Here is a 13,413-nt window from a genome sequence, read left to right as displayed (position 1 = left end):
GCGCAAAAATACCCCTTAGCTGTGCCAGTCACTCACACAATTTATGATTTTTACGAGAACACACGCTTCCTGAGATCTATCGGCGATTTTTCTGATACTAACGGCGATTTCAAAGAGTTTATCGGCGATTTCCCCTGTTCTATCGGCGATATTAGTAGGGGTATCGGCGATCTCCAGCGTGCTATCGTTTTAATGTGGAAAGCCTCTCTATAAAGAGCTGCCCCATAATTGCACAATAATAAAAATTTGAATAGCCGCAATCAATGGGAAGCCAAACGCAAAGCTATTATGGCGTGTTTTATGACGGAATAAATACATACCTAACACACCACCGACTGCACCACCTGCAATAGCAAGTGTAAATAATGTACGCTCCGCAATGCGCCATTCATGCTTTTTAGCGCGTGATTTATCCATACCCATCATGACGAGCAATACGATTGAAACAATTGCCATATAGGCAAGTAATGCTTGAGCCATTAAAACAACCTCCTATGTAAAAAGACTGATGAAAGAACCTCACCAGTCTTAACTATACACTAATCTATTTGCCCCTGTCGCTTTGCTTTTGGGGCAGAAATCTTTTTTGCCCCTGTCGCTTTGCTTTCGGGGCAGAAATCTTTTTTGCCCCTGTCGCTTTGCTTTCGGGGCAGAAATCTTTTTTGCCCCTGTCGCTTCGCTTTCGGGGCAGAAACCTTTTGCCCCTGTCGCTTCGCTTTCGGGGCAGAAATAAAAAAGAGCGACTATGTCGCTCTTTTTTATTTAGCTACTGCTTTTTTAGCAGCTTCTGCTAATTGTGTGAATGCTGAAGCATCTGTTACAGCTAAGTCAGCTAACATTTTACGGTTAACTTCGATACCAGCAACTTTTAAACCGTGCATTAAACGGCTGTATGAAAGACCGTTCATGCGAGCAGCTGCGTTGATACGAGTGATCCATAGTTTACGGAAATCACGTTTTTTCTGACGACGGTCACGGTATGCATATTGACCTGATTTCATTACTGCTTGGTTAGCAACTTTATATAATGTATGTTTAGAACCATAGTAACCTTTAGCTAATTTCAATACTTTTTTACGACGTTTGCGCGTCACTGTTCCGCCTTTTACGCGTGGCATATGAATTACCTCCTGCTTTTCATTAAAAAATGAATATTAGTTTATTTTGTGTTGTCAATCATTTCATGTAAACAAGTAATGATTTGATGCGTTTGAAGTCACCAGATGATACAACTTTACCTTTACGTAGGTGACGTTTTTGTTTCGTAGACTTGTTTGCGAATAAGTGGCTTCCATAAGCACGGTCATATTTTAATTTACCTGAACCCGTTTTTTTGAAACGTTTCGCAGCTCCACGGTGAGTTTTCATTTTTGGCATGTCGAATTCCTCCTAAACTGTTCGTCTAATATTATTTCTCGTTCTTTGGTTGAAGAACTAAGAACATGCTTCGGCCTTCCATCTTCGGTTTTTGTTCAACCGTAGATACTTCAGCACAAGCTTCAGCAAATCGATCTAATACACGTTGACCAATGTCTTTGTGTGTAATCGCACGACCTTTGAAACGTAGGCTACATTTAACTTTATCACCTTTTTCAAGGAATTTAATCGCATTACGTAGCTTCGTTTGGAAATCATGTTCATCGATTGTTGGGCTCAAACGAACCTCTTTCATCACGATAACTTTTTGATTTTTACGAATTTCGCGGTCTTTCTTTTGCTGTTCAAACTTAAATTTACCATAGTCCATGATACGAGCGACTGGCGGCTTGGCTTGAGGGGCCACAAGGACAAGATCCAAGTTTACACGAGTGGCGATTTCTAGCGCTTCGTTACGTGTCTTTACACCAAGCTGGTCACCATTGTGATCGATTAATCGAAGTTCACGTGCGCGAATGCCTTCGTTTACATACATGTCTTTGCTAATAGTAATCCACCTCCAAGTAGTTGTCGCGAATACATGGTTTGGGCAAAGCCTTGCCCGGTTGAACGGTACATCCTCTTGTCATGTCCATAAAAAAAGGACGGACATTTTTGAAGATGTCCGCCCGCTATATGTGCATGCGTAAGTGTACGCAAAACAATTCAACGTGTCATACCTGTTCACAGCCTAAGCGTTGTATCAGGTGAGAAGCGGGCAGCCTCTACTTCAACCACAAACTTTGTATTCATTAACCTTAATCATATTAGCATGTACAAATTAGATTGTCAAATATGTTTTTTACAATCTCATCATTAATATGTGCAATCCATCGAAACTTTATTCCAAATATAGCACAACGAATGAAGTTTATCTAATCATTTGTACTATTAAAAACGTGCAACCTCAGCTTTAATATTCGCTAGGAAGTCCGCGAAAGAAATTGTTTCAGAATCTTTTGAGCCATAACGACGCACGTTCACACCGTTTGCCTCAACTTCTTTATCCCCAATAACAAGCATGTATGGGATCTTTTTCATTTGTGCTTCACGGATTTTGTAACCAAGTTTTTCTTCACGGTCATCCATTTCAACACGTAAACCTGCTGCTGTCAGCTGTTCTTCGATTTGTTTTGCATAATCGAAGTGTGCTTCGTTCGATACAGGAATAACCTCTACTTGTACTGGCGCTAACCATGTAGGGAATGCACCTTTATATTCTTCAATTAAGAATGCTACGAAACGTTCCATTGTTGACACAACACCACGGTGAATTACGACTGGACGGTGTGGTTTACCATCTTCGCCTACGTATGTTAAGTCAAAGCGTTCTGGTAATAAGAAGTCTAACTGTACAGTTGATAATGTTTCTTCTTTACCAATCGCTGTTTTTACTTGTACGTCAAGTTTCGGACCATAGAACGCAGCCTCACCTTCCGCTTCGAAGTAGTCTAAGCCAAGCTCATCCATCGCTTCTTTTAACATGCTTTGTGCTTTTTCCCACATTGCATCGTCATCGAAGTATTTTTCTGTATCTGCTGGATCACGGTAAGACAGACGGAATGAGTAATCTTTTAAATCAAAGTCTTTGTATACTTCTAAAATTAATTGTACAACTTTTTGGAACTCTGCTTTAATTTGATCTGGACGTACAAAAATATGTGCATCATTTAAAGTCATCCCACGTACACGTTGCAATCCTGAAACCGCACCTGACATTTCATAACGGTGCATTGTACCAAGCTCAGCAATACGTAAAGGTAAGTTACGGTATGAATGCATGCTGTTTTTGTAAACCATCATATGGTGTGGACAGTTCATCGGACGCATAATTAATGTTTCATTGTCCATTTCCATCGGTGGGAAAATTGAATCTTGGTAATGATCCCAGTGACCAGAAGTTTGATAAAGCTCTTTTGAACCAAGTACTGGTGTGTAAACATGTTTATAACCAAGAGATAATTCTTTATCGACAATATAGCGTTCAATCACACGACGGATTGTTGCCCCATTTGGTAACCAAAGTGGTAAACCTTGCCCTACTTTTTGAGAAGTTGTGAATAACTCTAATTCTTTACCGATTTTGCGGTGATCACGTTCTTTTGCTTCTTCTAACATTTGTAGGTGATGCTTTAATTCTTCTTTTTTGAAGAAAGCAGTACCATAAATACGTTGTAGCATTTTGTTATCAGAGTTTCCTCTCCAATAAGCACCTGCTAATGAAAGTAATTTGAACTCACGTAGTTTACCTGTTGACGGTACGTGAATACCGCGGCAAAGGTCGAAAAATTCACCTTGGTAGTAAATAGACACTTGCTCATCGGCTGGAATCGCTTCAAGTAATTCTAATTTATATTCATCGCCAATTTCTTCGTAAATTGCTTGTGCTTCTGCACGGCTTACATTTTTACGCTCTACCTCTAGGTTTTCAGCGATAATTTTTTTCATTTCTTTCTCAATTGCTGGTAAATCCTCAGCAGTAATTGGTGTTGGCGCATCAATATCATAGTAGAAGCCACCTTCAATAACTGGACCAATGCCAAGCTTCACTTCTGGGAATAAACGTTTAATCGCTTGTGCTGTCAAATGGGCAGTTGAGTGACGAAGGATTTCTAATGCTTCCTCATCATCTTGCGTAATAATCGAAATTGTTGCATCTTCTTCAATTGGAGTTTTTAAATCTACTAATTCCCCATTCACTTTACCTGCATATGCTTTTTTACGAAGTCCTGGGCTAATAGATAATGCGACATCATCCGTAGATGTACCTTTTGCAAATTCCTTTACAGCGCCATCAGGGAACGTTAACTTAATCATTTCTGACATTTTTTTACACTCCTTAAATTTGGTTGTTTGTATGATGCATGATGAATCAGTGGACGTAATATTTGTTTCAACTTGAGCAATAAAACCTGAAAAAACAAAAAAGCCCCGTCCCTCACAAAAGGGACGAAGCGTATGCTCGTGGTTCCACCCTTCTTCCTTCCGACAAAATAGTCAGACGAAGCTCAAGGCTAGCTAACGGGCTAGGGACCGGCGAAAGATATTCCCTTTCGCTGCTCAGTAGGTAGTAAAATATGTGCCCAAACTAGGAAGCTTACAGCCGATGACTTCCCTCTCTAAAAGCTGTTACACAAATTTCATGTCCTCATCATTGCATTGACATATATAGTATATGAGACAGTATACGCTCGATTGTCGTAAAATGCAACTGCCAATGTTACAAACGTCGATTTTTGCCACGCATTTCAATTGGCTCTGTTAAAGCTTTAATTCGTTCCATAATACGTCCAGCTTTTACAACCTCAATATCGCCTTTTTGGGATTGCGCTAAATGATGTTCTAATTCATCATAATTAAAATTAGATGTAATGAACGTCGGCAATTGCTCTGCCATTCGATAATGGAAAATAGTTCCTAAAATTTCATCGCGCGTCCAAGCCGACATCGTTTCCGCCCCTAAATCATCGAGCATCAACACTGGCGCCTTTTTCACATAATCTATTTTGTCATTTAACGTATTATCACCGATAGCATTCTTCATTTCACGTAAAAATTCAGGTACGAAAACGACTACTGAACGAATCTTCTTGGAAGCTAATTCGTTAGCAAGTGCTCCAAGCACAAACGATTTTCCTACACCGAACTTTCCATATAAATAAAAACCTTTCGTAGGAAGCTGCCCAGTTTCCTCCGTTTTCTTAACAAAATGTGCTGCTCTCTGTGCAATGAGCACACGAGATTCATCATCAATCATTAAATCTTGGATTGTAGCTTGTAGCACATCTTTTGGCATGTGCATACTAGCAATCATATTAGCAACATCACGACGTTCTTCCTCACGTACCTTTTGTTCACAGCGTACGTAATCAATTTCTACTGTATTGCGTACGACACGTAATGTTGGAATAAACCCTTTTAAATAGTTCGTACAGTGAGCTGTATTATCGCAGCCACAGCAAACAGTAGATTGGCTAATAAATTCATGAAGCTTAGGTAAATTACGTTCGACTGCATCGTAGCTAAGCTCTTCTGCATGCTCTGCTAAAAAAGCTTGTACTCTAGGGTGTTCTAAAATTTCTCTACGCATCGCATCATATCGCTCTTGAAATGACGGTACATTAATTGCTCTTTTTAATGGCTTGTTAATTGGTTCGATTGCCATTCACCTACCTTACTTATCGCTTTTCCCTAGCATTGCTAATATTTTTTGACGCTCTTTTTCAAAATCCATAGTGCTTGAAGAAGATACGCTTTCCTCTGGTTGCTCATTACGTTTATAAAACCACTCAGGCACCTTTTCCTTACGCTGATTGTCTACTCGACCTTTAGCATATTGGTTGTTTTTAGTCGGTGTCTGCGGCTTATTTTTCCACGTTGTATATTTATCATGTTCTTGGCGTGCAAGCTCCATTGCTTCCTTCGCCGTCTTAATATTTTTCCGTACCCAATGATCGGCAATCGTTTCTACATACTTCTTTGGTAGCTTCATATCTGTTGAGAGCATGACATACTCAAGTAGCGCATTGACAACACCTACTGGCATTCCATGCTGAACAATTAAGCTCTCAGCTAGCTGAACAGATGTTTGTAATGGCTCTTTCCCATTATTAATATCCCGCAATACTTGGACAGGAGGTGTTGACTCCAAATAATGTTGTAACTCCTGATCCTTTGTTTTTTGAACAGCCTCATCCTCTACTGCTGGAGAAGCATATACTTTTGCAAGCTTTGGTGGTTCTTTAGAAACTGTGAGTTTATAAAAATCAGCTGCTGCTTTTCGCAAACGCTCTAATGAAATACCTAAATCATCATCAAGTGCTAAAATCACAACTTTTTGCATATCCAACGCAGTTAAATGGTATAAGAATGCTAGTTTCGCAATTGTTTCACGCACTTCAAGCGTTAGTAAATTGGCTGGCACTAATTGGTCCGATAAACCTGCCTGTAACAGCTCAAAATCAAATTGCTCAAAATAAAACGGATAAACCTTTTGCGAAATTTCTTGGCTGTCTATCCCACCTTGCAGCTCAGTAGGTATATTAGTGTTTACTGGTTTAAAAACATCCATAAAGGCACGTGATACATCTTTAAATTCTGTACCTCTGATAGGTTGAATAAAACGCTGACGCAGCTTTCGATACGCCTGTTCCCCAATTTTACTAAACAAAAACATAGACAATAGTGGATCTTTCATAAAACTATCCGCATCAAGAGGGCGCATTAGCTCATACACAAAACTTCGCTGCTCTACCTCTTCCTTTTTCCAAGTTCGCAATAAACCGATTGCTTCAAGGGCAATACGCGCTTCGAACACTTTGCCTATTGGTAGCCCGAGTACATTCATTAAATAATAATGATTCATTTGCTGTCTTGGCATTTGCTCTGCTTCTGCCCATAACGTTAAATATAGACTAATTGGTTCAGCACCAGTCAATGGTTGATAAAATAATGTTACTAATTGACGTTCCATTGTGGAAAGCGCATGAGGTAGACGAATGTCAAAAGTATCTGCTGGTTGCAATTCTTTATACAAATGAATCAACGTCATTCACCCTCTCTGTTTTTCCTATGATTTTTGCTCTGTTTGACGTTGAATAATTTCTTTTATTTCCTCGATAAAAACATTGATATCTTTAAACTGACGATAAACTGACGCAAAACGAACATAGGCAACTTCATCGATTTTTGCTAGGCGGTCCATCACCATTTCTCCTACATCCTCTGATCGTACTTCAGCATTTCCAATACGTCGCAGGTCTTTTTCAATTGACATTACAAGTGCCTCTAATACATCTAGAGCGACAGGACGTTTCTCACAAGCACGAATAAGACCGCGCAAAACCTTCTCGCGGCTAAACTCTTCCCGCGAGCCTTCTTTTTTCACAACGACTAACGGTGTCTCTTCAATTTTTTCAAACGTTGTAAAACGAAAGCCACACGACTCACATTCACGACGTCTTCGTATTTCTTTATTATCATCTACTGGCCTCGAATCCACTACACGTGTTCCGTTAAATTGGCAAGAAGGACATCTCATATTTTTACTCTCCTGATTCCACAACAATTTGATATTTATATTATAACAAATTTCCTACAAGTAAGAAAAGCGCATTATCCAACTGTAGTATGGCAGATGATTACAGACCTAGAACAGTGTACATTTTCCCTAATTATCTTTTCAGCAAACAGTGCCTGTCACTCACACAATTCTGACTTTTCAAAGCACAGTGCCTGTCACTCACACAATTATAAAAAAAGCACATTGAAACCATTACGATTTCAATGTGCTAAACATTTATTAAGCGCTAACTGTTTCTAATGCTTTTGCAACTTTTTTCACTAAATCAACTACGCGTGCAGAATAGCCCCACTCGTTGTCGTACCAAGCAAGTACTTTTACTTTACGGTCACCCATCACCATTGTAGAAAGTCCATCTACTGTTGATGAGTATGTTGTTGTGTTGTAATCAGAAGATACAAGTGGCTCGATTGAGAAGTTTAAAATGCCTTTCATAGGCCCTTCAGTTGCAGCTTTCACAAATGCAGCATTGACAGAATCTACTGTAACATCTGTATTTAAATCTACAACAAGGTCTACTAACGATACATTTGGTGTTGGAACACGAAGTGCCATACCATGAATTTTACCTTCCAATTCCGGCAACACTAATTTCAATGCTTTGGCAGCACCTGTTGAAGTTGGAATAATAGATTGTGCACAACCGCGTGCACGACGTAAATCTTTATGTGGATTATCTAAGTTTTTTTGGTCATTTGTATATGCGTGAACTGTTGTCATTAAACCGCTTTCGATACCAAATGTATCATTTAATACTTTAGCAACTGGTGCTAAGCAGTTTGTTGTACAAGAAGCATTTGAAATTACGTCATGTTTTTCAACATCAAGCTTTTCATCGTTTACACCTAAAACAATTGTAACGTCCTCGTTTTTACCAGGTGCTGTTAAAATAACTTTTTTGGCGCCTGCTTCAAGATGCATAGCTGCTTTCTCACGATCATTGAATTTACCAGTTGCTTCAATTACAATATCTACGCCCATTGTAGCCCATGGTAATTTTAGTGGATCACGTTCGCTAATAATTTGGACACGTTTACCATTTACAATTAATGCATCGCCCGCTGGTTCAATCGTACCTTCGAATGTTCCGTGATTTGTGTCATACTTTATCAAATGTGCTAACGTTTCTGCTGGGTAGCTTGCGTTAATTGCAACAATATTTAAACTTTCCTGTACGATCGCTTGGCGGAAAACCATACGTCCAATACGTCCGAAACCGTTAATAGCAACTGAGACTGTCATTATAAAATCCTCCTGTGAGTGCATACTCATATTCATTATATACTTTATGCTAATTAGTATAACACAATTTTAAAAAAGATGAACATTATATATCCATAATAAAAAAGTTCTTATTTTCTGAAAAATAGAACCTTTTAAAAAATGAAAAAATACAGTATTTCATCCTTATTATTTCGCATAAAAACAAAAAAATGCGCAGCAATTATCGCTGCGCAAAGAATGCATTTTGCTACTGCCGTTGATTTCCACTCTGTGCAGATGCTTTCCGCTCCAATCAACTAAACAACGTAATCGTGTTTTGCTAACTCAGAAAAACAATTATTCATCTTTATAAAGGGGATTTGATCAAATAGGATGTTTAATTGGGTAGTTGAATGACATTTCAATTCTAAAAAGACTAAAAATAACAAGAGACATCAAGAGTAAAACTTCTTGATGCCTTTGATAGTACTATTATCTCCGCACTTTTCTAAAGTACGCCCCAATGCGTAAGAATCTTAATTAACTGCTCTTCAGTTTGCTGTATATTTTCGTTGTTATAAATGACAGCATGAGCACTTTTCTCTTTCACAGACATTGGTAACTGTGAATGCATGCGTGCTAGTGCATCTTCTTTTGATAATTGATTGCGCTCCATTAAACGTCTAAGCTGGACTTCTTCACTAACTGAAACAACAAGGATGCGCTCAACAAAATGCTGCAATTTGCTTTCAAAAAGTAATGGAATATCCATGACAACATGTTTTTGTCCAGCTTCCAAATATGCATCACGTTGAGTTAGCATTTCCTGACGAATAGCAGGATGCATAATATCATTTAAAATTTTTCGTTTCGCAGGCTCATGGAAAATAATATCACCTAACTTCGGACGATTTAGATTGCCATCATCAAGCAATATATTTTCTCCAAAGTTTTGTACAATGAGTGCTAACGTTTCTGTACCTGGTTTAACTACATCACGTGCGACAACATCTGCATCGACTATTGGTAAACCTAGTGCTGTCATCATTTTTGCGACTGTACTTTTGCCACTCGCAATACTTCCTGTTAATCCGATAATCATAATTAGTTCCCCTTTAATGTTGACAATTTGGACAAAATACTGATGTACGTCCACCAATTGTCATTTGACTCGTCCCTGTCCCACACTCCGGGCATATCTTCTTCCCATACATTTGTAAACGGTTTTGCATGCTACCTGCTCCACCATTAATATTTCGATAATCTGAAATTGTCGAACCTCCCGCTTCAATGCTTTGACGCAAAACATCTACAATCGCAGCAAAAAGAGCACGTTTCCTCTTTTCACTTATTCGGTTCATTTTACGAGCAGGGTGGATTTTTTGTGCAAACAGCGCCTCTGTGGCATAAATATTGCCGCAGCCCGAGATTACTTGCCCATCCATAATTACTTCTTTAACTGCTTTTTTCTCGTATTTCGGCAGCAATGATTTCGCTATAAAATAATCGCATGCTGCTTCATCAAAAGGTTCAGGCGCCATTTTTGTTAATGGTGCATGGTCTTCTATTTTTGTTAAAAAACGTAGCTCACCAAAACGACGAATATCTGAGTATATTAAATAACCGCCGTCTGCCATTTGAAAAGTCGCATGTATATGCTTTTTAAATTTTTCCTCATTGATATCTTCAGGCGTGTCCACAATAAACCATGCACCTGTCATCCCTAAATGACTGACCAAAACATAAGACAACTGCTCTTTCATCAAATGAAAAAATATATATTTTGCACGACGCTCAATCTTCGTAATTTGCATTTGGGATAATGCCATCTCAAATGCATCTGGCTCTGCTTGCTTCACTATACATTGCTTTCCTTCATCATAGGAAAAGCGAATAACTTCTGAAAGTTGGACTTGCTTTATAGTGCGGCCTTCAATTTCTGGCTTTAATGCCTGTACAACTCCTTCTACCTCTGGTAATTCAGGCATTTTAACCCCTCCTTACTTTGCATCGTACCATGTTGCCCCAAAGTCGAAGTCCACTTTTAATGGAACGCTCAGTTCAATGGCATTTTCCATAACTTCTGGTACGATTTTTTCTAGTAATGCAATTTCCTCCCTAGGTGCTTCAAAAATTAATTCATCGTGCACCTGTAGAAGAAGCTTCGCTTGCATGTTTTCCTTTTTCAAACGAGCATCCATATCGATCATTGCTTTTTTAATAATATCTGCAGCACTTCCTTGAATAGGCGTATTCATCGCTGTACGTTCTGCAAAGCTACGTAGATTGAAATTGGAACTCGTAATATCTGGTAAATAACGACGGCGATTCAATAACGTTGTAACATAACCATTAAATTTCGCATCTTGCACAATTTCATCCATATATTTTTTAACACCTGGGAAGCTGGCAAAATATTTCTCAATAAAAATAGCTGCTTCCTTCCGTGTAATATCTAAATTTTGTGATAAACCATAATCACTAATACCATAAACAATTCCAAAGTTAACAGCTTTAGCAGCCCTACGCATATTGCTATCCACTTCTTCTGCAGTCACATGGAAAACGTCCATTGCTGTACGTGTATGAACATCCATACCTTCGCGGAAAGCTTCGACTAAGTTTTTATCCTCTGACATATGTGCTAACACACGCAGTTCGATTTGAGAGTAGTCGGCAGAGAATAAAATCCAATCTTCTTGTGATGGCACAAATGCTTGACGAATTTTACGACCTTCCTCTAAACGAATTGGAATATTTTGTAGATTTGGATCTGTTGAACTTAGACGACCTGTTGATGTTAGTGCCTGCTGGAAGCGTGTATGCACTTTGCTGTCCTTTTCATGAATTTCTTTTAGCAAGCCTTCAATATAAGTAGATTGTAACTTACCAAGCTGACGATAAAGTAAAATATGCTCGATAATGGCATGTTCAGGCTTTAATTTTTCCAACACATCTGCCGCTGTGGAATAGCCTGTTTTCGTTTTTTTAATAACAGGTAAACCAAGCTTATCGAAAAGAATAACGCCTAACTGCTTTGGTGAATTAATGTTAAACGCTTCTCCTGCCTCCGCATAAATTTCCTGCTCAATCACGACTAGCTTATTACTCAACTCTTGCCCCATTGTTTCAAGTGTAGCACGGTTCACTGTAATGCCTTCACTTTCCATTTCACTTAAAATCGAAGCTAATGGTAGTTCTAGATTTTTATACAATTCAAACTGTTCGTTTTCCTTTAGCAGTGCCTCTAGCTTAGGTTGTAATGTCCACACAGCAAATACTTTTCGGCTAGCATGTTCTGCTAATGCATCGATAGCTGGTATGGCACGCTTTGCTCCTTTGCCATAGACTGTCTCATTTGCTTGCACTTCACGATAGCCAAGGTCTTTTGCTAATGTAGCTACATCATCACCGCTAAGTGCAGGGTTATTGATATAAGAAGCTAGCAATAAATCAAACTCGACTCCTGCTAAACGAATACCCGCACGTTTTAAAGCTGCCTGAGCAGCCTTTGTATCTGAAATATATTTAGTTTTCGTTTCATCCTCTAGCCAGCGACGCAACACGTCTGATTTAGAAGCAGCATCGAACGGCACATAAAATGTATCCGTACCATCAGTTAATGCGATACCTAACTGCTGACATGTATGATAATGCTCGTCCTCTAACTCTAAGTGAATTGCCATAACATCCTTTAAATGCTCTTGCTGTACATCTTGCACAATGTCATAGGCAAATGGCGCACGTTGTTCTTCTTCCACAGAAAAATCACTTTTTTCAAGTAGTGATTTAAAGCCCAATTCCTGCCATACACTAATTAGCTCTTCTTCATTTGGCCCACTATAGGCAAGATCATTAAAAGTAATTTCGATTGGTGCCTCTGTGAATATTGTAGCAAGCTTTTTACTCATAAGTGCCTGTTCTTCATTTGCAACAAGCTTTTCTTTCATCTTTGAAGCTTTTAACGTGTCCATTGCTTCATATAGTGCCTCAACTGAACCATGCTCTTTTAGCAATTTAACTGCTGTTTTTTCCCCAACACCAGGTACTCCAGGAATGTTATCTGAAGCATCCCCCATGAGGCCCTTCATGTCTATAATTTGAAGAGGCGTTAAGCCGTACTTTTCTTCGATAAAGGCAGGCGTATTTTTTTCTATTTCAGTAATCCCTTTTTTCGTAATGTACACTGTTACCTTCTCTGTTGCGAGCTGTGTAAGATCGCGATCTCCTGACACGATAATTACTTCCATATCCTGTTCGGCTGCTTCTTTCGCTAATGTACCTATAATATCGTCGGCTTCGTACATTTCAAGTTCATAACGTTTAATCCCATAAGCATCGATTAGTTTACGAATATAAGGAAACTGCTCTGATAGTTCTGGTGGCGTTTTTTGACGTCCCCCTTTATATTCAGTAAACGTATCGTGACGGAACGTCGTTTTACCTGCATCAAAAGCAACGAGCATCTTCGTTGGTTGCTCTTCCTCCAAAATCCTTTGCAACATCGTTGTAAAGCCATACACTGCATTCGTATGAATACCGCTATCATTTGTTAGTAATGGCAACGCAAAAAACGCACGGTAAGCTAAACTATTACCGTCCAGTAATAGTAATTTTTCCTTAGTCATTTTAATTTCCTCCTGAAGTCGTCGTTCTTTTAATTGTAAAACGAAAACGTATGTTTGAAAATGCTCTTTCCTCTACTTTATCGG

At 39.0% G+C, this 13,413-nt stretch carries 12 protein-coding genes; all 12 read right to left on the bottom strand.

The features are described 5' to 3' along the window. Window positions 1–207: 207 nt before the first annotated feature. Window positions 208–480: a DUF1294 domain-containing protein gene (locus JNUCC52_RS19690; protein WP_172772389.1), complete on the bottom strand. Its 273-nt coding sequence runs from the start codon at window positions 478–480 to the stop codon at window positions 208–210. Window positions 481–758: 278 nt separating this feature from the next. Further along, window positions 759–1,118: a 50S ribosomal protein L20 gene (gene rplT, locus JNUCC52_RS19685; RefSeq protein WP_069513715.1), complete on the bottom strand. Its 360-nt coding sequence runs from the start codon at window positions 1,116–1,118 to the stop codon at window positions 759–761. Window positions 1,119–1,176: 58 nt separating this feature from the next. Further along, entirely contained in the window at window positions 1,177–1,377 is a 201-nt protein-coding gene (gene rpmI, locus JNUCC52_RS19680; protein WP_024363825.1) for a 50S ribosomal protein L35, read from the bottom strand. Between the two features lie 31 nt (window positions 1,378–1,408). After that, complete coding sequence (infC, locus tag JNUCC52_RS19675; protein ID WP_024363824.1) at window positions 1,409–1,912, bottom strand: translation initiation factor IF-3; 504 nt, start codon at window positions 1,910–1,912, stop codon at window positions 1,409–1,411. Window positions 1,913–2,307: 395 nt separating this feature from the next. Then, window positions 2,308–4,242 carry a threonine--tRNA ligase gene (gene thrS / locus JNUCC52_RS19670; protein WP_337980611.1) on the bottom strand — a complete coding sequence of 645 codons (1,935 nt, stop codon included), beginning with the start codon at window positions 4,240–4,242 and terminating at the stop codon, window positions 2,308–2,310. Window positions 4,243–4,636: 394 nt separating this feature from the next. After that, window positions 4,637–5,575, bottom strand: coding sequence for a primosomal protein DnaI (gene dnaI, locus JNUCC52_RS19665; protein ID WP_228134521.1), 939 nt, complete (start codon window positions 5,573–5,575; stop codon window positions 4,637–4,639). A 15-nt stretch (window positions 5,576–5,590) separates the two neighbouring features. After that, a complete protein-coding gene (locus JNUCC52_RS19660; RefSeq protein WP_337980610.1) occupies window positions 5,591–6,967 on the bottom strand; it encodes a replication initiation and membrane attachment family protein in 1,377 nt (458 codons plus the stop codon). 18 nt (window positions 6,968–6,985) lie between these two features. Continuing rightward, on the bottom strand, window positions 6,986–7,456 hold the full coding sequence (nrdR, locus tag JNUCC52_RS19655) for a transcriptional regulator NrdR (protein ID WP_172772392.1): 471 nt from the start codon (window positions 7,454–7,456) through the stop codon (window positions 6,986–6,988). Between the two features lie 261 nt (window positions 7,457–7,717). Continuing rightward, a complete protein-coding gene (locus JNUCC52_RS19650) occupies window positions 7,718–8,740 on the bottom strand; it encodes a glyceraldehyde-3-phosphate dehydrogenase (protein WP_172772393.1) in 1,023 nt (340 codons plus the stop codon). 469 nt (window positions 8,741–9,209) lie between these two features. Continuing rightward, window positions 9,210–9,803: a dephospho-CoA kinase gene (gene coaE / locus JNUCC52_RS19645; RefSeq protein ID WP_172772394.1), complete on the bottom strand. Its 594-nt coding sequence runs from the start codon at window positions 9,801–9,803 to the stop codon at window positions 9,210–9,212. 13 nt (window positions 9,804–9,816) lie between these two features. Beyond that, window positions 9,817–10,689, bottom strand: coding sequence for a bifunctional DNA-formamidopyrimidine glycosylase/DNA-(apurinic or apyrimidinic site) lyase (gene mutM / locus JNUCC52_RS19640; protein WP_337980609.1), 873 nt, complete (start codon window positions 10,687–10,689; stop codon window positions 9,817–9,819). A gap of 12 nt (window positions 10,690–10,701) precedes the next feature. Continuing rightward, on the bottom strand, window positions 10,702–13,329 hold the full coding sequence (polA, locus tag JNUCC52_RS19635) for a DNA polymerase I (protein WP_337980608.1): 2,628 nt from the start codon (window positions 13,327–13,329) through the stop codon (window positions 10,702–10,704). Between the last annotated feature and the right edge of the window lie 84 nt (window positions 13,330–13,413).

This window comes from Lysinibacillus sp. JNUCC-52, assembly GCF_015999545.1.
Classification (GTDB): domain Bacteria; phylum Bacillota; class Bacilli; order Bacillales_A; family Planococcaceae; genus Lysinibacillus.
The sequence above is the reverse complement of the archived record's forward strand: the minus strand, read 5'-3'. Positions and strand labels throughout refer to the sequence as shown.

Bases quoted from the DNA above. Each gene is read 5' to 3' on its own strand.
- polA (WP_337980608.1), bottom strand. From the start codon at position 13,329: ATGACTAAGGAAAAATTACTATTACTGGACGGTAATAGTTTAGCTTAC.
- JNUCC52_RS19690 (WP_172772389.1), bottom strand. From the start codon at position 480: ATGGCTCAAGCATTACTTGCCTATATGGCAATTGTTTCAATCGTATTG.
- mutM (WP_337980609.1), bottom strand. From the start codon at position 10,689: ATGCCTGAATTACCAGAGGTAGAAGGAGTTGTACAGGCATTAAAGCCA.
- nrdR (WP_172772392.1), bottom strand. From the start codon at position 7,456: ATGAGATGTCCTTCTTGCCAATTTAACGGAACACGTGTAGTGGATTCG.
- rplT (WP_069513715.1), bottom strand. From the start codon at position 1,118: ATGCCACGCGTAAAAGGCGGAACAGTGACGCGCAAACGTCGTAAAAAA.
- infC (WP_024363824.1), bottom strand. From the start codon at position 1,912: ATGTATGTAAACGAAGGCATTCGCGCACGTGAACTTCGATTAATCGAT.
- JNUCC52_RS19660 (WP_337980610.1), bottom strand. From the start codon at position 6,967: ATGACGTTGATTCATTTGTATAAAGAATTGCAACCAGCAGATACTTTT.
- JNUCC52_RS19650 (WP_172772393.1), bottom strand. From the start codon at position 8,740: ATGACAGTCTCAGTTGCTATTAACGGTTTCGGACGTATTGGACGTATG.
- coaE (WP_172772394.1), bottom strand. From the start codon at position 9,803: ATGATTATCGGATTAACAGGAAGTATTGCGAGTGGCAAAAGTACAGTC.
- thrS (WP_337980611.1), bottom strand. From the start codon at position 4,242: ATGTCAGAAATGATTAAGTTAACGTTCCCTGATGGCGCTGTAAAGGAA.
- rpmI (WP_024363825.1), bottom strand. From the start codon at position 1,377: ATGCCAAAAATGAAAACTCACCGTGGAGCTGCGAAACGTTTCAAAAAA.